Consider the following 17,460-nt stretch of genomic DNA (forward strand, 5'->3'; position numbering starts at 1 on the left):
AAGGCGGTCCTGTGCGCGACATCAGCGCAAGGTATCGCGCTGGTACAGTACCTATCGGCTGGTTAGCGCATCGCTGGAGGCTGGCGCTGTGCCAATGCCCGTGATGAAGTCGACGATGTGCTCGGTCAGCAGGCGTGCGAGCGGTTGGCGAGCGTTGTTGTAAGAGGCAAGCTGCGCCTGTACGTCCAGCGGCACAATGCGCAGCGCGTGGTTCATGCTCTCGACTATTACCAGTTGAGCATTCGGCTTGGCGACTTTGAGCGCGTGGGCATCGGCGACACCGACCTGGATGTCGTGGCTGCCTTGGGCGATTAACGCCGGAATTTTCAGGCCTGCGAAGGCCTCGCTCGGGTTGTGTCGGAACAGTGAGATCAGGTAGGGCTGCACACTGGGGCGAAACAGCACGAGCAATTCATCCGGCACGTCTTCCGTCGTCTGGCCAGCCAGCAGCGAGTCAAGCACCCGATTGCTTTGCGCGAGCAATTTCGGCGGTAGCCGGTAGTGCAGTTGCTCGCGCAGCACCTGGTCGATAGGCCGAGAGCTGCCGGCAATCGAAATCAGCGCATCGGCATTTGCTATTGGCGCGGCCAGGCTGGCAATCAAGGCGCCCTCGCTGTGACCGATCAGGATCAGGCGACTGAAGGCTGGGTCAGCCTTGAGTAAATGGCCCCAGGCAGCTACATCAGCGACATACTGCTCGACGCTCAAGTCGCGCTCGTCCGGGGTCGCCGCACGGCTGGCGGCGATCCCGCGTTTGTCGTAGCGCACGCTGGCGATGCCCTGCTTGGCCAACGCCTGCGCCAGGCGCTTGAGACTGTCGTTGTGTCCGCCGGCGGGGTTGTTGCCATCACGGTCGGTCGGCCCGGAGCCAGCAATCAGCAGCGCGACAGGGACCGGTTGCGCGCTTTGCGGGCGCAATAACGTGCCATGCAGGATGCCGTGGTCTGTTACCAGGCTGATTGGGCGCTGCATGAAGGTATGGGGCGTGGCCTGGCTGAGGCCGGCAAACAAGGTCAGGGTCAACAGCAGAACTCGCAGCATGATAGGTACTGTGGCAGCGGGAGTAAGTTGGACGTCGCCATCGACATAAGGTTCGAGGATGAACTGGGCTTTCGCCGCAGGTATACTCCCAGCCTTTATTGAGTAAGGGTCTGGTGCGCACAAGCGTTGCGTCGGGCCTGGTGCTGATTCCCGCGGAGTATCCTGCAAATGTCCGGCAATACCTACGGCAAGTTGTTTACTGTCACCAGCGCTGGCGAAAGCCATGGCCCGGCACTGGTCGCCATCGTCGATGGTTGCCCTCCTGGCCTGGAGTTGTCACTGGAAGACATGCAGCGCGACCTTGACCGGCGTAAGCCCGGCACCAGCCGTCACACCACCCAGCGTCAGGAAGACGACATGGTGGAAATCCTCGCCGGAGTGTTCGAAGGCAAGACTACCGGTTGCGCCATCGGTCTGCTGATCCGCAATACCGATCAGAAGTCCAAGGATTACTCGGCGATCAAAGATGTTTTTCGCCCGGCTCATGCCGATTACACCTACCACCACAAGTACGGCATCCGTGATTACCGTGGCGGTGGTCGTAGCTCGGCCCGTGAGACCGCGATGCGCGTCGCCGCCGGCGCCATTGCCAAGAAGTACCTGGCGACCCAGGGCATCGTGATTCGCGGCTACATGAGCCAGCTCGGTCCGATCGAGATTCCGTTCAAGAGCTGGGACGGTGTCGATCAAAACGCTTTCTTCAGCGCAGACCCAGACAAGGTTCCGGAGCTTGAGGCCTATATGGATCAGCTGCGGCGCGACCAGGATTCGGTCGGGGCGAAGATCACGGTGGTTGCCGAAGGCGTAATGCCAGGTCTCGGCGAGCCCATTTTCGACCGCCTGGACGCCGAGCTGGCCCATGCCCTGATGAGCATCAATGCGGTCAAGGGTGTGGAAATTGGCGCCGGTTTCGCCAGCGTTGCCCAGCGCGGCACCGAGCATCGCGACGAGCTGACGCCTGAAGGTTTCGTGTCGAATAACGCCGGCGGTATTCTCGGCGGCATCTCCAGCGGCCAGCCGATCGTGGTCCACCTGGCACTCAAGCCGACGTCCAGCATCACCACGCCGGGGCGTTCGATCGATGTCGATGGCAAGCCAGTGGATATCATCACCAAGGGTCGTCACGACCCCTGCGTCGGCATCCGTGCCACGCCGATCGCCGAGGCGATGATGGCCATCGTGCTGATGGATCACTTGCTGCGTCACCGCGCGCAGAACGCCGATGTGCGGGTGACCACACCGGTGTTGCCGCAGCTGTGACAGCCAGGGCAGGTTGGGTTGAGTACAGCGATACCCAACATTGCGCTCCCTGGGTATCGCTATGTTCAACCCACCAGGCTGCGGTAAAGCCATGACCCGCGCCTTGCCTTACTGGCGTCTGTCCGGCTTCTACTTTTTCTATTTCGCGCTACTCGGCGCTACCGCACCGTTTCTGGCGTTGTACTTCGATCACCTGGGTTTTTCCTCCGCACGCATCGGCGAATTGATCGCCATTCCCATGCTGATGCGCTGCATCGCCCCTAATATCTGGGGCTGGCTGGGCGATTACAGCGGGCAACGCCTGGCTATCGTGCGTTTTGGCGCGATCTGCACGCTGCTGTGCTTTGCCGGCATTTTCATCAGCCAGACGTATGCCTGGCTGGCGCTGATCATGGCCCTGCATGCGTTTTTCTGGCATGCCGTGCTGCCGCAATTTGAAGTCATCACCTTTGCCCATTTAAAAGAGCAGGCCGCGCGCTACAGCAAAATTCGTCTGTGGGGCAGCATCGGCTTTATCGTCGCGGTGGTCGGCTTGGGCAAACTGTTCGAGTTGCTCAGCCTGGATGCCTATCCCTGGGCGCTGATTCTGATCATGGGCGGTATCGTGCTGAGCAGCTGGTGGGTGCCCAATGCCGAGCCACGCATGCGGCCAGCCATAGCGGGCGAGGGCGGCTTTATTCAGCAATTGCGTCGCCCTGGCATTCTGGCGTTCTACCTCAGCGTTGGGCTGATGCAGTTGAGCAACGGCCCGTACTACACCTTTTTGAGCTTGCACCTGGAGTCGCTTGGCTATTCGCGCGGCCTGATTGGTCAGCTCTGGGCCCTTGGGGTGCTGGCCGAGATTGTATTGTTCATGGTCATGGCCCAATTGCTGGCGCGCTATTCACTGCGCACGGTACTGTTGGCCAGCTTTTTGATCACCGCCGTGCGTTGGTTGCTGCTGGGCAATCTGGCCGATCATCTGCTGGTGTTGCTATTCGCCCAGTTGATGCACGCGGCAACCTTTGGCAGTTTTCATGCGGCGGCCATCCACTTTGTGCAGCGCAGTTTCGCCGATCGCCAGCAGGGCCAGGGGCAAGCGTTTTACGCTGCCCTGACCGGGGTTGGCGGCGCCTTGGGTGCGCTTTACTCCGGTTACAGCTGGAACAGCATTGGCCCGGCCTGGACATTTGCCATCGCCAGTCTGATCGCCTTGGTCGCGGCCATTACGGCCACGCGCATACGCGAGCCGCGACCTTAATCCGCCTACAGTTAACCAACGGGAATTCTGACTATGACCAGCCTGAGCGTATACCACGAGTCTTCTGCCGATCAGCCGAACAAGGTATTGACTCACCTGGAAGATATCGCCAGCACCCTGGCTGAAGTCGGTGTGCACTTCGAGCGCTGGCAGGCCGTGATGCCGCTGGTTCCAGGCTGCAGCGACGAGCAAGTGCTTGCCGCCTATCGCCCCCAGGTCGAGCAACTGATGAGCGAGCGCGGTTATGCTGCAGTTGACGTGCTCAGCATGAGCGATGAGCACCCGGACCAAGCCGAATTGCACACCAGATTTCTTGGCGAGCAGCGGCAAGCGGCGGATCAAGTACGTTTCTTCGTGGTGGGCAGCGGCCTGTTTAACCTGCATATCGACGATTACGTGTATGCCGTGTTGTGCGAGAAGGGTGACCTGATCGCACTGCCTGCCGGCACCCGGCAGTGGTTCGACATGGGTGAGCATCCGCATTTCGTGATGATCCGCCTGTCCAGCGCTGCTGATGGTTGGGAGGGCGAGTTAACTGGCGATGATATTGCCAGTCGTTTTCCACGTCTGGATGATTGAGCGATTGTCCGTGGTTGATGTGCCGGCTGAACTCTGGCCATCAACGTCTATCCTAGATGGGCAACCCCGCGCACAGGAGTGTCCTCATGGGTTCTACATTTAACGGGCTTATTGGCCTGGCTATCCTGATTCTGAATATCTGGGCCATCATCAGCATTGTCAAAAGCAGCGCTGAGGTCGGCAAAAAAATTCTCTGGGTGTTGTTGATCCTGTTGCTGCCGGTGATCGGTCTGGTCATCTGGGCATTGTTGGGGCCGCGTGGCAACGTCCGCTTCTAACGGCGTAGGCCGCCTACTCTGCTGGGGGCTGCTGGCGTGGCTTAGCTTGCCCGTCGCCAGTTACGCCAGCGATAACCAGGCATGGGATGCCCTGCGTGAGGGGCGCGCGCTGTTGCTGTTGCGCCATGCCAGCGCGCCGGGCATCGGTGATCCGCCGAGCTTCCAACTCGGCGATTGCACTACCCAGCGCAACCTCAGTGAGCCAGGTCGCGAGGAGTCCCGACGTTGGGGCGAGTTATTACGCACTCAGCAGATCACGCAGCCCAGGCTATACAGCAGCCGCTGGTGTCGCGCGCGGGAGACTGCGCAGGCAATGCGCCTAGGGCCGGTTGAACCTTTGCCGGCACTGGATTCCTTTTTCACCAGCCGCACGTCAGCCAGTCAACAGACTGCTGAGTTGCTCGTGCAGATCAATAGTTTGGCGCACGGCGCGCCCATGGTGCTGGTGTCTCACCAAGTGAATATCACCGCCTTGACCGGCATCTACCCGGCCTCCGGCGAAGGCCTGATTCTGGCTCTGCCGCTTGGCGCTCCTGCTCGGGTGCTGGCGCGTATACCTACGCCCTAGCAAGCCTCCCGGGTCACGCCCCCTCCCGCTTCAGGGCCATGCCAACGCGCCATTGGCCGTGCGTTTGTCAGCGTCACGCCGGCTTAAAACAGACGCTTTACTGGAAGTCGAGCAGGTCACAGGCGTGGCCAGCTGGCTGACTTTTGTGTGTGGCCGTTTTGCTGGAAAAGCAGAATTTATTTAGATAATCCAGCGATTGGCGATGCTGTGGCGCTAGACTTGCCGTGCTTTGCCCTTGTAGTGAGCGGGGCAGCCCCCATCTCATGAACTCTTCTTTATTTACAGGTGCGTGCATTTTCTATGAGTACTGCTCTGTCCATCCGGCAGTTGACCAAAACCTACGGCAATGGCTTCCAGGCGCTGCATGGCATTGATCTGGATGTAGCCGAAGGTGATTTTTTCGCCTTGCTCGGCCCCAATGGCGCCGGTAAATCCACCACCATCGGTATTCTCTCCACGCTGGTAACCAAGACCAGCGGCACCGTCAATGTGTTTGGCCATGACCTGGACCAGCAGCCTTCGGCGCTCAAACGTTGCCTGGGCGTGGTGCCTCAGGAGTTCAACTTCAACCAGTTCGAGAAAGTCTTCGACATCGTCGTGACCCAGGCTGGTTATTACGGCATCCCCGCGCGCATCGCCAAGGAGCGTGCCGAGCAGTACCTCAACCAACTCGGCTTGTGGGACAAGCACAACGTGCCCTCGCGTGAGCTGTCCGGCGGCATGAAGCGGCGTTTGATGATTGCCCGTGCCCTGGTCCATCAGCCGCGATTGCTGATCCTCGATGAGCCTACTGCGGGCGTCGATATCGAGCTGCGTCGCTCGATGTGGAGTTTTCTCAGCGAGCTGAACCAGCAAGGCATCACCATCATTCTCACCACCCATTATCTGGAGGAGGCCGAGCAGTTGTGCCGCAACATCGGCATCATCGATCACGGCCGAATCGTCGAGAACACCAGCATGCGCGAGCTGCTGAAGAAGCTGCATGTGGAAACCTTCCTGCTCGACCTGAAAGAGTCGTTGCTGGTGCCGCCGCACCTGATCGGTTACCCGGCGCACCTGCTCGACCATCACACCCTGGAAGTGCAAATCGACAATAACCAGGGCATTACCGAATTGTTTCGCCAGTTGGCGCTGCAGAACATCGAGGTGCTCAGCTTGCGTAATAAAACCAATCGCCTGGAAGAGTTGTTCGTTTCCCTGGTCGAGAAAAACCTGGCGAAGGTGGCGGTATGAGCACGGCTTATGTGAATTCCGAATTCGCCGCCAACATGGTGGCGCTGCGCACCATCGTTTACCGCGAGATCCGCCGTTTCACCCGTATCTGGCCGCAGACTTTGCTGCCGCCGGCGATCACCATGGTTCTGTACTTCGTCATCTTCGGCAACCTGATCGGCCGGCAGATCGGCGACATGGGTGGCTTCACCTATATGGAGTACATCGTGCCGGGCCTGATCATGATGTCGGTGATCACCAACTCCTACGGCAACGTGGTGTCGAGCTTCTTCGGCAGCAAGTTCCAGCGCTCGATCGAGGAGCTGATGGTCTCGCCGGTGTCGCCGCACATCATCCTTATAGGCTACGTAACCGGCGGCGTGCTGCGCGGCTTGGCAGTGGGTTTTATCGTTACTCTGCTGTCGCTGTTCTTCACCCATCTGCAGGTGCACCACTTGGGCGTGACGGTGCTGGTGGTGTTGCTGACGGCGACCATTTTCGCCCTCGGTGGCTTCATTAATGCGGTGTTTGCGCGTAATTTCGACGATATTTCGATCATTCCGACCTTCGTTCTGACGCCGCTGACCTACCTGGGCGGGGTGTTCTATTCGATCACCCTGCTGCCACCGTTCTGGCAGACGGTGTCACTGGTCAACCCGGTGCTGCACATGGTCAATGCCTTTCGCTATGGCATCCTCGGGGTGTCGGATATTCGCATCGGTGTCGCCATCGGCTTCATGCTGGTAGCCACCGCTGTGTTGTATGGCGTGTGCATTCGTTTGCTGGTCAGCGGGCGCGGCATGCGCCAGTAAGCGCTGCTGGAAACACAATATCGGGAAACATCTTTAACGGCTGAGGCATACGGCGAAGACGTTAGACTCAGCCTCTACAAAATAATTGGGGTTGTATATGTTTGCCCGTCCGCGCCCGCTATTCGCCGCATTGCTGCTGCTTTCGACTGCTTGGCCCTTGGCGCAGGCGGCTGAAGGCCCGTTGGTCGAAGTGGTGCCGGTGGAAAAAGCCCTGGTGCGCGACGAGCTGATTACCTTCGGTTCGCTGCGCTCGGACGAGTCGGTGATGATCCGCCCGGAAATCGCCGGTCGCCTGGCCACCTTGCATTTTCGTGAAGGCCAGAGTGTCGAGGCCGGAGCCTTGTTGGTCAGCCTGGACGATGCCATCGCCCGCGCCGAGCTGGCCCAGGCCCGGGCCAACCTGAACCTGGCGGAAAGCAACTTCCAGCGTGCGCAGATGTTGTTCAAGCGCGGGGCCAGCAACGCCCAGGCCCTGGATGAAGCCAGCGCCCAGCAGCAGGCGGCCCGCGCAACCCTGGCACTGTCCCAGGCGCGCCTGGACAAGTCCCGGATTCTGGCTCCCCATGCCGGAGTACTGGGGCTGCGCCATGTCAGCCCCGGTGATTACCTGAGCGAAGGCCAGGACATCGTTAACCTTGAAGTGCTCGATCCGCTCAAGGTCGACTTCCGCATTCCGCAGAAAGCCGTCAGCCAGATTCGCTTGCAGCAGATCATCGAGATCAGCCTGGACGCTTATCCAGGCGAGCGCTTCAGTGGTGAGATCTACGCCATCAACCCGCGTCTGGACGAAGCCGGGCGCAGCCAGGCGATTCGCGCCCATATCGACAATAGCGATGGGCGTCTGAGCCCCGGGCAGTTCGTCAAGGTCTCGGTGATTCTTGCCGAGCGGCCCACGGCCTTGGTGATCCCGGAAGAAGCGGTAATGCCGGTTGGCGAGCGGTTGCTGGTCAATCTGGTGGTGGATGGCAAGGTCGAGCTGCGCGAGGTCGAGTTGGGCAAACGCATGGACGGCAAGGTCGAGGTGCGTGAAGGCCTGGTCGGTGATGAAACCCTGATCAGCGCAGGTTGGCAGAAAGTACGTGCGGGGATTGCGGTGCGCACCAAGGTGGTGGAGCAAACGCCATGACCCTCTCGGATATCTGCATCCGCCGGCCGGTGTTCGCCACCGTGCTGTCGCTGATCGTGGTGCTGCTCGGGCTGATGGCCTACGACCGCCTGAGCGTGCGCGAATACCCGAACATTGATGTGCCGATCGTCACGGTCAACGTCACCTATCCCGGTGCCAGCCCGGAGATCATGGAGTCTCAGGTCGCCCAGCCGATCGAGGATGTGTTGTCCGGTATCGAGGGCCTGGATTTCGTCAGCTCCATCAGCCGCTCGGAAAACACCCAGATCACCGCCCAGTTCAAGCTGGGCTCCAACAGCGACGAGGCGGCTAACGATGTGCGCGACCGCCTGGGTCGGGTGCGCGGTTTGCTGCCCGATGAAATTACCGAGCCTATGGTGCAGAAGGTCGAGGCCGACGCGCAGCCGGTGATCTGGCTGGCGTTCTACAGCGAGCGCTACAGCGCCATGGAGATCACCGATGTGCTGGAGCGGGTGATCAAGGATCGCCTGCAGACCATCCCGGGTGTGTCGGAGGTGCAGGTGCGCGGTGCGCGCACCTTCGCCATGCGTATCTGGCTGGACCCGGAAAAACTCGCTGCGCACAACCTCACCGTGCAGGATGTGGAAGATGCACTGCGCCGGCAGAACGTCGAGATTCCCGCCGGGCGCATCGAGTCGCAGCAGCGCGAATTCACCGTGCTCTCGGAAACCGACATGAACACCCCGGAGCAGTTCAACCAGCTGATCCTCGACGACTCCCAGGGCTACCTGCTGCGCCTGACGGACGTCGGTTATGCGGAAATTGCCGCTCGCGATGAGCGCAGCATCGTCCGCTACAAGGGCCAGCCGGCCGTGTCCATGGGCATGATCAAGCAGGCTACCGCCAACCCGCTGGATATCTCCGATGGCCTGGCGGCAGCCATGCCCGATGTACTGGCATTGCTGCCAGACGGCATGCACGTGCAGGTGGCCAACGACAACTCGCTGTTTATCCGCGAGTCGATCGACAACGTATTTATCACCATCTGGGAAGCGGTGGCGCTGGTCATCCTGATCATCTTTATCTTCCTGCGCTCGCTGCGTGCCACCCTCATTCCCCTGGTGACCATCCCGGTGTCGCTGATCGGTGCCTTTGCCCTGATGAGCCTGATGGGCTTCACCATCAATACCCTGACCCTGCTGGCCATGGTGCTGGCCATCGGTCTGGTGGTGGATGACGCCATTGTCATGCTGGAGAACATCCACCGGCATATTGAAGAAGGCATGCAGCCGATGCAGGCGGCGCTCAAGGGCAGCCGCGAGATCGCCTTCGCGGTGATCGCCATGACCCTGACCCTGGCCGCGGTATTCGCCCCCATCGGCTTTATGCAGGGCACCACCGGCAAGCTGTTCACCGAGTTCGCCTGGACCCTGGCCGGCGCGGTGCTGGTCTCGGGTTTTGTCGCCCTGACCCTGACCCCGATGATGTGCGCGGTGATGCTCAAGCCGCACCAGGCGGGCCAGCGGCACAACCGGGTGTACAACCTGATTGAAGACTTTCTCAACGGTGTGACCCGCAACTACAAGCGCCTGCTGGCTCGCGCCTTGAGTGCCTGGTGGCTGGTGGTCGCGGTGCTGCTGGGGACCATGCTGGCGTGTGTGTTGCTGTTCTCCGGGCTCAAGTCCGAGCTGGCCCCCACTGAGGACACCGGCACCATTGTCGGGGTATTCAATGGCCCGGATGGCGCCACCATCGGCTACACCGGCCGTTATGCGCGGGAGATCGAGGCAGCCTACGACAGCATCCCGGAAACCAACCGCTACATGGTGATCGCTGGTTTCCCCACGGTGGCCCAGGGTATTTCCTTTATGAAGCTGGAGGATTGGGGCGACCGTTCGCGCAGCCAGTTCGAGATCCGTAACCAATTGCTGCCCAAGCTGCAGGATATCGCCGGGGTTCGTGCCTTCCCGGTCAACCGACCGCCGCTGGGGCAGAGTGCACGTAACCAGCCGGTCAACTTCGTGATTCGCTCCTCCATGGAGTACAGCGAGCTGCAAGGTTATGTCGATGAACTGATGAGCCAGTTGCGTGACTATCCTGGCCTGGAAAGCCTGGACAGTGACCTCAAGCTGAATGCGCCGCAGCTCAAGGTGAATATCAACCGCGAACAGGCGGTGGCGGTCGGCACCGACGTGGCGACCATCGGCCGCAGCCTGGAAAGCCTGTTTGGCAGCCGCCAGGTAACCCGTTTTAAACAGAACGGCGAGCAGTACGACGTGATGGTGCAGTTGCAGGGCGTCGACCGCAGCAACCCGCAGGACCTCGACCGCGTCTATGTGCGCGGCGGCGACGGCGGCATGGTGCAGCTGTCCAACCTGATCGAGGTGCGCGAGACCGTGGCCCCGCGTGAGCTCAATCACTTCAACCAGCTGCGCGCGGTGACCGTGAGCGCCAACGTCGGCTCCGGTTATACCCTGGGTGAAGCCCTAGCCCACCTGGAGAATACCGCCCGCACCGTGTTCCCGGCAGCGACTCAATACGACTACACCGGCACCTCGCGGGATTTCAAGGAATCCAGCGCCGGTATCGGACTGATCTTCGCCCTGGCCCTGGCCTTTATCTTCCTGGTGCTGGCGGCGCAGTTCGAGAGCTTCACTGACCCGCTGATCATTCTGTTCAGCGTGCCGCTGTCGATGGCTGGAGCCTTGCTGGCGCTGACCCTGTTTGGTGGCACCCTGAACATCTACTCGCAGATCGGCCTGGTGACCCTGATTGGCCTGATCACCAAGCACGGCATCCTGATCGTCGAATTCGCCAACGTACTGGTGCGCCAGGGCCATGAGTTGCGTGGCGCGGTGATCGACGCCTCAGTGCAGCGTCTGCGGCCGATCCTGATGACCACCGGGGCCATGGTGCTGGGTTCGTTGCCGCTGGCAATCGCTACCGGTGCGGGTGCCGAAAGTCGTCAGCAGATTGGCCTGGTGATAGTCGGTGGCCTGCTGGTCGGCACCTTCTTCACCCTGTTCGTGATCCCCACGCTGTATATGCTGCTGCGCCGCTGGCAGCCATTGCCGGTTGAGGCGGCGCAGGGGTGAGGGTTCAGGCTTCTTCGTACAAGAGAATACTGCCGTCTTCGCCGAGTTTGAGTTGAAACAGTTGCGGGTGCTGGCGCTGCATTTCCAGCAAGGTGTGGTGGTGGCTGTTTAACTGCTGCTGTTGCTGTTGTATCTGCATCAGTAAACGGTGTTGTTCAGCTTGCAGGTGTTGCACATGCAGCGCGTTGCGCAGCGTTTCCAGCAACTCGTAGTCGTCCCAGGGTTTGCTGATAAAGCGCTGCACCTGAGCGTTGTTGATGGCCTGTACCAGGCTGCCCCTGTCGCCGCGTCCGCTAAACAGTAAACGCATGGCATCTGGTTGCCGCTGTCGGGCGAACTGCAGGTAGGTAATGCCATCCAGGCGCGGCATATGCAGGTCGCACAGGATCAGGTTGTAAGGTGCCTCGGTAAGCGCCTGCAACGCTTGCTGCGGGTCATCGTAGGTGTCCACTTCCCAGTCCTCCTTGCGCAGCAGGCGCTTTACCGCATGCAGGATGGAGGGTTCGTCATCGATTACTTGTATACGGATCATGGGCCTACTCCGTGAGAGCGGGTTGCGGTTCCGGGATACGCACAAACAAGGTGTAGCGCGAGCTTTCGATGGCTTCAAAGGCCAGCAACTTGTCGATCAGTAACTTCGATAACACTTTGCCTTCATTGAGCAGCAGCATGCCGTTGTCGGCGTGCAGGTTGCGCGCCAGCGTCATGCCCGGTTCCAGGCGACGCGTTTCCAGGGCGCGAACATCGTTTTGGGTGACAGTGATATCGGGCATCTGCTGTGAACAGACCAGGCAGAAGTCTTCGATCAGGTCGGGGTCATAGAGTTTGTCGCTGTACTTCTGAATGAACATCAGGGCCTCGTCATGGTTCATCTGCCGTTCCAGTACCAGGCCGCACTGCAATTCGACAAAATCCACCGCCAGTTTTAGCAACCGGGCGCCGAGTGGTATTGCATCTGCCTTGAGACGGTCAGGGAAACCGTTGCCATCCCAGCGCTCCTGGTGATGGCGGATCAGTCGTGCGCTGTCCTGCAAGGGCTCCAGCGACATCAACAAGGTTTCGCTTTGCGTTGGGTAGCTGCGATAGGTTTCACGGTGTTTGCTGTGGAGCAGGTCGGCTGGAGCGGTAATCAGGGCATCCGGCCAGCTGAGTTTGCCGATGTTATAGAGCGCTGCGGCCATGTTGAGGTTGTGACTGTCGCCCTCGCTTAGACCGATATGTTTGGTCAGGGCGCGCACGATCGCAATGACTTGTTGATTGGTTTGTTTGTCACGCGGTAATCGCTGATTGACTAACAGCGAAAACACCTCGGTACTGGTTCCATAACTGCGGCGCAGTTCGTCGTAGGCCAGGTCAAGCATGTCGGCGGTTTGCTGCAGCTCTGAGGTGCGCGACTGCACGCGCTGCTCCAGAGTGGCATTGAGCTGACGCAGTTCGTCGTTCTGCTTGTGGCTGAGCAGCAGCAAACGCTTACGTTCGCGCTCGGTGTGCTGATGCGTCAGGGCTTGGCGCAGTGCGTGCAGTAACTCGTCGTCATCCCAAGGCTTGCTCAGGTAGCGGTAGATGCGCCCCTCGTTGATGGCGGCGGTGATGGTAGCGATGTCGGCATATCCGGTCAGCAGTAGGTTCATGCACTGCGGGTCACGCTTGTGCACCTCGGCCAGTAGCGTGGCACCGTCCATACCGGGCATCCGTGCATCTGACAGCACCAGATCCACCTTATGCTGCGCAAACAGCTCCAGCGCTTGAGCACCGCTGGTGGCCATGAGCAGCCGGTAGGGCTGCCCGCGTAACAGGCGGCGCAGGCTGCTGAGGATGCTTTCTTCGTCATCAACCAGTAAGACGCAGGGTGCGGAAATAGTTTCAGTGCTCATGGCGAACTCCTTGTCCGGGCGTGCGGTTGTAGTAACGGCAGGTTGATGCGAAAGCAACTGCCTTTTCCGGGTGCACTGCGCAGGCTGATATGTCCGTTATGTTTTTCGATGATATTGAATGACAGCGCCAGGCCCAATCCGGTCCCTTTACCCACCGGTTTGGTGGTGAAGAAGGGGTCGAATATCTGCCGCTGCAACTCCGTAGGGATGCCGCAGCCGTTGTCTTCAATCTCGATAAAAGCCTGGTCATGTTCCACACCGGTGCGGATCACGATGCGACCGAAATTCTCAATGGCATGGGCGGCGTTGACCAAGAGGTTCATCACTACCTGGTTAATTTGCGCGGCGATGCATTCGACTGACGGCACTGGGCCAAACTCGCGCACCACGTCGGCCTTGTACTTGATCTCGTTGTTGACCACTTTCAGGGTGCTTTCAATGCCCTCGTGCAGGTCGGCATGGGCAAAGGTTTCGTCACCGCTGTGAGAAAAATCACGCAGCGCCCCGATGATTTTCTTGACCCGATCCACGCCTTCGGCGGATTCCGCCAGCAAGCCGTTGATGTCTTCACGGATGAAGTCATAGTCGTAGCGCTGTTTCATCTGCTCTAACTCGGTGCCGCCCCATTCGTTCATCTGGTCGACCAATTCCAGCAACTGCCGGACATAGCCGACCAAGGTCTTTAGGTTGGAGGCGACAAAACCCACCGGGTTATTAATCTCATGGGCCACACCCGCTGCCAGCTGGCCGATGGCTGCCATTTTTTCTGACTGCAGCAGTTGCCGATTGGCCATTTTCAACTGCTCGCTCAGGGTGTGGAGCTCAATGTGCTTGTTCTTGAGCGCCAGCAGGGCCTCTTCCAGTGAAGGATTATTTTTCGCCGCCCGGCTGTTGTCGAAGATGGCCAGCCCAAACAGGTGCTGTCCCTCGTGTTCGAAGCGATAGAGCAGGGAGGCTTGCAGCATCGGCACGCCACGCACGCGGTCGAGCAGAATCAGGTAGGGCTGTTCATGCCAGACGGTTTGCAGCGGGTTGCCCGTTTTCCAGACTTTTTCCAGCATGGCGCGCCACTGGGGGCTGTCGACCTCAGGGAAAGCCTCATGCAGCGTCAGCCCCAGCAGGCTGGCCTCAGAACGGCCGCTGTGCTCGACGATAAAACGGTTGCAGGACAGGATGTGGGCGTCCCGATCGAGCACGAAGAAACCGGCGGCGATTTGCTCTACGGCGGCCTGGGTGTAGGTTGAGTCATGCATGACAGGTACCTCGCGTGGCGATGACTGAGCGTGCAGCCAATCTGGCGATTCGTGTCTATGGTTATCTTAGCCCTAAAAAGCAAATGATGGCATTTTGACGTCAGCCAGTCGTCGCATTCTCTGTGTAGGCAGTCGAGGTGTGTATGCACGAGCCCCTGCAAGTCAGTTATCTGTTGCAGTTCGACACCGGGCAGCCTGCCAGCTGCCTGTTTGAGTTGGGTATAGCGCCACAACCGCAGGCCGAGGAGCCGCCTTCCTGGGCGCGCCTGGACTACAAGCAGTGCCGTAATTGCCCACTAAAAGCCAGTGAACAGACCTGGTGCCCCTTTGCCAGTGAAGTGGCGCGTGTCCTCACGCCGCTGGTGCAGCACCACTCTTACGATGCGCTCACGGTGACCATCCACTGGCGTGGCCGGGTGATTGAGCAGCGCAGCACCTTGCAGCGTGTGTTGGGGTCGCTGATCGGCTTTGTCGGCGCTACTTGTGGTTGTCCGCGCACGCGGCCGTTTTTGCCGTTGGCGTTTGTGCATCAGCCCTTCAGTGAGGCCGACGAAACACTGTTTCGGGTGGTGGGGGCGTATCTGATTGGGCAGGTGTTGCGAGCCAATCGTGGATTGAGTACAGACTTTATGCTTAGCGAATTACCCGAACTGTATGGCCATTTGCGCCAGGTGAATCTGGGCATGGCCAATCGCCTGCGTTCATTGAGTGACAGTGATCACGGTGTTAACGGGGTGATTGTGCTGGATATACTGGCTTCGCAAACGCAGGATCTGTTCGAGGCACTGGAAGACAATCTGTTGCCTTACTACGGGGCTTATCTGGACTGATCAGGTGTGTGGTGGAGGCGGTGCCTCACCGCCTGTGACTAAACAGCAGACGGTGCGGCTGCGCATCTGGCCTCAGTCGACCTTGAGCACCAGCTTGCCGAAGTTCTCGCCGCTGAACAGCTTGAGCAGGGTGTCCGGGAAGGTCTGCAGGCCAGTTACGATGTGCTCTTTTGACTTCAGCTTGCCACTGGCCATCCAGCCTGCCATTTCCTGTGCGGCTTCGGCGAAGCGTGGGGCGTAGGTCATCACCACCATGCCTTCCATGCGCGCGCTGTTGACCAGCAGGTTGAGGTAGTTGGCCGGACCTTTGATCGCCTGCTTGTTGTTGTACTGGCTGATCGCGCCACAGATGATCACCCGCGCCTTGAAGGCCAGGCGGGTCAGCACGGCATCGAGAATGTCGCCGCCGACGTTGTCGAAGTACACATTCACGCCCTTCGGGCATTCGCGCTTGAGGCCAGCGATCACGTCCTCGCTCTTGTAGTCGATGGCGCCGTCGAAGCCCAGCTCATCGATCAGGAACTTACACTTGTCAGCGCCGCCAGCGATGCCAATCACGCGACAGCCTTTGAGCTTGGCGATCTGCCCGGCAATGCTGCCTACCGCACCGGCGGCGCCGGAAATCACCACGGTTTCTCCAGCCTTGGGCGCGCCGACATCAAGCAGGGCGAAATAGGCGGTCATGCCGGTCATGCCCAGTGCCGAAAGGTACAGCGGCAGCGGCGCGCGCGTGGCGTCGACCTTGTAGAAGCCCTTGGGCTCGCCGAGAAAATAATCCTGCACACCCAGTGCGCCATTTACATGGTCGCCCACGGCAAAATCCGGGTGCTGCGAGGCGATGACTTCACCGACACCGAGCGCACGCATCACTTCACCCAGGCCGACTGGCGGGATGTAGGACTTGGCATCGTTCATCCAGCCGCGCATGGCCGGGTCCAGGGACAGGTAGAGGTTCTTCACCAGGATTTGCCCGGGGCCGGGTTCGCCGATGGCGCTTTCCACATAACTGAAGGTGTTATGGCTGGGCAGGCCAACCGGGCGTTGGGCGAGGAGGAATTGGCGGTTGAGGCTGGAGGTCATGGTCGTTACTCATTGATCGGAAAGACTTGTGATAGCCCCTGGCGGTGCGATGGGCAAGGTTTGCCCTTGGCTCGAATGACGGCTAATCCATTCGGCTGATAGCAGCCGTTGGCCATAATCATTATTTTGCATAGAGCCATAACCGCTGCTCAAATAGTGCTGCTGTCGGGGGCGCTGCTCTGACTAGACTCGACGCAGACTATAACGCCTGCGAGGACACACAAATGAGTTTGAGCTTTTCCGGCCAGGTTGCCCTGGTCACCGGCGGCGCTGCCGGTATTGGCCGTGCGACGGCCCTGGCGTTCGCCAATGAAGGTATCAAGGTCGTGGTTTCCGATGTCGACGTGGCAGGCGGCGAGGGCACAGTCGAACTGATCTGTGCTGCGGGTGGCCAGGCCACCTTCGTGCGTTGCGACGTGAGCCGTGATGCCGAGGTCAAGGCCTTGATGGATGCCACGCTGGCCGCCTACGGTCGCCTGGACTACGCCTTCAACAATGCCGGTATCGAAATCGAGAAGGGCAAGCTGGCCGACGGCAGCGAAGCTGAGTTCGACGCCATCATGGGCGTCAACGTCAAGGGCGTGTGGCTGTGCATGAAGTACCAGATCCCGCTGCTGTTGGCCCAGGGCGGCGGCGCTATCGTCAACACCGCCTCGGTCGCCGGCCTCGGTGCGGCGCCGAAGATGAGCATCTACAGCGCCTCCAAGCACGCAGTCATCGGCCTGACTAAATCGGCGGCGGTGGAATACGCCAAGAAGAAAATCCGCGTCAACGCGGTGTGTCCGGCCGTGATCGACACCGACATGTTCCGCCGCGCCTATGCAGCCGACCCGAAGAAGGGCGAGTTCGCCGCCGCCATGCACCCGGTCGGGCGCATCGGCAAGGTCGAGGAAATCGCCACCGCAGTGCTCTACCTGTGCTGCGATAACGCCGCGTTCACCACCGGCCATGCCTTGGCAGTGGACGGTGGAGCAACAGCGATCTGATCGCGATGGACTCGCAGCATGCAAAAGGCGCCTAACCAGGCGCCTTTTTCGTTGGACGCACCTTAACCCTCGCCACGCGTAGCCCGGATGCAATCCGGGGAGGCTGCTCGCGGGCGGCAATTTTCCCGGATTTCATCCGTATATGGACTCCCCCCGTTTTGCCAGTGATACGCTCTTCAAACGAACCTAGGTACGACTGCTTCCGTATATCCGGCTTCTAATTAAGGCATTAGGTGCCTTGAGCCATAATGAAAATCCGCTCATG

The 17,460-nt window shown here is 59.9% G+C and carries 16 protein-coding genes; 11 read left to right on the top strand and 5 right to left on the bottom strand.

From position 1 onward, the window contains the following. Window positions 1–51: 51 nt before the first annotated feature. The gene (locus Q8K09_RS19295) at window positions 52–1,041 is read right to left on the bottom strand and encodes an alpha/beta hydrolase (protein WP_305256607.1); all 990 of its coding nucleotides are present in this window, start codon (window positions 1,039–1,041) and stop codon (window positions 52–54) included. A gap of 168 nt (window positions 1,042–1,209) precedes the next feature. On the opposite strand from Q8K09_RS19295, the gene aroC reads away from it, so the two are divergent. The 9 genes from aroC to Q8K09_RS19340 all read left to right on the top strand — a co-directional run bounded on the left by aroC (window position 1,210) and on the right by Q8K09_RS19340 (window position 11,172). Next, on the top strand, window positions 1,210–2,301 hold the full coding sequence (gene aroC, locus Q8K09_RS19300; RefSeq protein WP_305256608.1) for a chorismate synthase: 1,092 nt from the start codon (window positions 1,210–1,212) through the stop codon (window positions 2,299–2,301). A gap of 91 nt (window positions 2,302–2,392) precedes the next feature. Then, complete coding sequence (locus Q8K09_RS19305) at window positions 2,393–3,541, top strand: MFS transporter (protein ID WP_305256627.1); 1,149 nt, start codon at window positions 2,393–2,395, stop codon at window positions 3,539–3,541. Between the two features lie 33 nt (window positions 3,542–3,574). After that, window positions 3,575–4,120 (top strand): acireductone dioxygenase, encoded by a 546-nt coding sequence (locus tag Q8K09_RS19310; protein ID WP_305256609.1) that lies wholly within the window; start codon window positions 3,575–3,577, stop codon window positions 4,118–4,120. A gap of 86 nt (window positions 4,121–4,206) precedes the next feature. Further along, on the top strand, window positions 4,207–4,398 hold the full coding sequence (locus Q8K09_RS19315; RefSeq protein ID WP_305256610.1) for a PLDc N-terminal domain-containing protein: 192 nt from the start codon (window positions 4,207–4,209) through the stop codon (window positions 4,396–4,398). Between the two features lie 46 nt (window positions 4,399–4,444). After that, on the top strand, window positions 4,445–4,966 hold the full coding sequence (locus Q8K09_RS19320; protein WP_305256611.1) for a histidine phosphatase family protein: 522 nt from the start codon (window positions 4,445–4,447) through the stop codon (window positions 4,964–4,966). Window positions 4,967–5,266: 300 nt separating this feature from the next. Continuing rightward, entirely contained in the window at window positions 5,267–6,199 is a 933-nt protein-coding gene (locus tag Q8K09_RS19325; RefSeq protein ID WP_305256612.1) for an ABC transporter ATP-binding protein, read from the top strand. A gap of 11 nt (window positions 6,200–6,210) precedes the next feature. Further along, window positions 6,211–6,990 (top strand): ABC transporter permease, encoded by a 780-nt coding sequence (locus Q8K09_RS19330; RefSeq protein ID WP_305256628.1) that lies wholly within the window; start codon window positions 6,211–6,213, stop codon window positions 6,988–6,990. 97 nt (window positions 6,991–7,087) lie between these two features. Beyond that, on the top strand, window positions 7,088–8,116 hold the full coding sequence (locus tag Q8K09_RS19335) for an efflux RND transporter periplasmic adaptor subunit (protein ID WP_305256613.1): 1,029 nt from the start codon (window positions 7,088–7,090) through the stop codon (window positions 8,114–8,116). Then, window positions 8,113–11,172: an efflux RND transporter permease subunit gene (locus tag Q8K09_RS19340; RefSeq protein WP_305256614.1), complete on the top strand. Its 3,060-nt coding sequence runs from the start codon at window positions 8,113–8,115 to the stop codon at window positions 11,170–11,172. Before Q8K09_RS19335 ends, Q8K09_RS19340 begins: the two co-directional genes overlap by 4 nt. Window positions 11,173–11,176: 4 nt before the next feature. Here the strand turns inward: Q8K09_RS19340 and Q8K09_RS19345 are convergent, their stop codons facing one another. The 3 genes from Q8K09_RS19345 to Q8K09_RS19355 are packed head-to-tail and all read right to left on the bottom strand — an operon-like array spanning window position 11,177 to window position 14,299. Further along, window positions 11,177–11,704, bottom strand: a complete 528-nt coding sequence (locus Q8K09_RS19345) for a response regulator (RefSeq protein ID WP_305256615.1) — start codon at window positions 11,702–11,704, stop codon at window positions 11,177–11,179. Window positions 11,705–11,708: 4 nt separating this feature from the next. Beyond that, window positions 11,709–13,046 (bottom strand): HD domain-containing phosphohydrolase, encoded by a 1,338-nt coding sequence (locus tag Q8K09_RS19350; protein ID WP_305256616.1) that lies wholly within the window; start codon window positions 13,044–13,046, stop codon window positions 11,709–11,711. After that, the gene (locus tag Q8K09_RS19355; protein ID WP_305256617.1) at window positions 13,043–14,299 is read right to left on the bottom strand and encodes an ATP-binding protein; all 1,257 of its coding nucleotides are present in this window, start codon (window positions 14,297–14,299) and stop codon (window positions 13,043–13,045) included. Before Q8K09_RS19355 ends, Q8K09_RS19350 begins: the two co-directional genes overlap by 4 nt. Window positions 14,300–14,442: 143 nt before the next feature. Between Q8K09_RS19355 and Q8K09_RS19360 the strand changes: the two genes are divergently transcribed. After that, entirely contained in the window at window positions 14,443–15,129 is a 687-nt protein-coding gene (locus tag Q8K09_RS19360) for a hypothetical protein (protein ID WP_305256618.1), read from the top strand. 72 nt (window positions 15,130–15,201) lie between these two features. On the opposite strand, the gene Q8K09_RS19365 is transcribed toward Q8K09_RS19360, so the two are convergent. Continuing rightward, window positions 15,202–16,209: an NADP-dependent oxidoreductase gene (locus Q8K09_RS19365; RefSeq protein WP_305256619.1), complete on the bottom strand. Its 1,008-nt coding sequence runs from the start codon at window positions 16,207–16,209 to the stop codon at window positions 15,202–15,204. Between the two features lie 224 nt (window positions 16,210–16,433). Here Q8K09_RS19365 and Q8K09_RS19370 point away from each other — a divergent pair, with 224 nt between their 5' ends. After that, window positions 16,434–17,195 (top strand): SDR family oxidoreductase, encoded by a 762-nt coding sequence (locus Q8K09_RS19370; protein ID WP_305256620.1) that lies wholly within the window; start codon window positions 16,434–16,436, stop codon window positions 17,193–17,195. Window positions 17,196–17,460: the final 265 nt, after the last annotated feature.

This window comes from Pseudomonas sp., assembly GCF_030683065.1.
In the GTDB taxonomy this organism is placed as follows: Bacteria; Pseudomonadota; Gammaproteobacteria; order Pseudomonadales; family Pseudomonadaceae; genus Aquipseudomonas.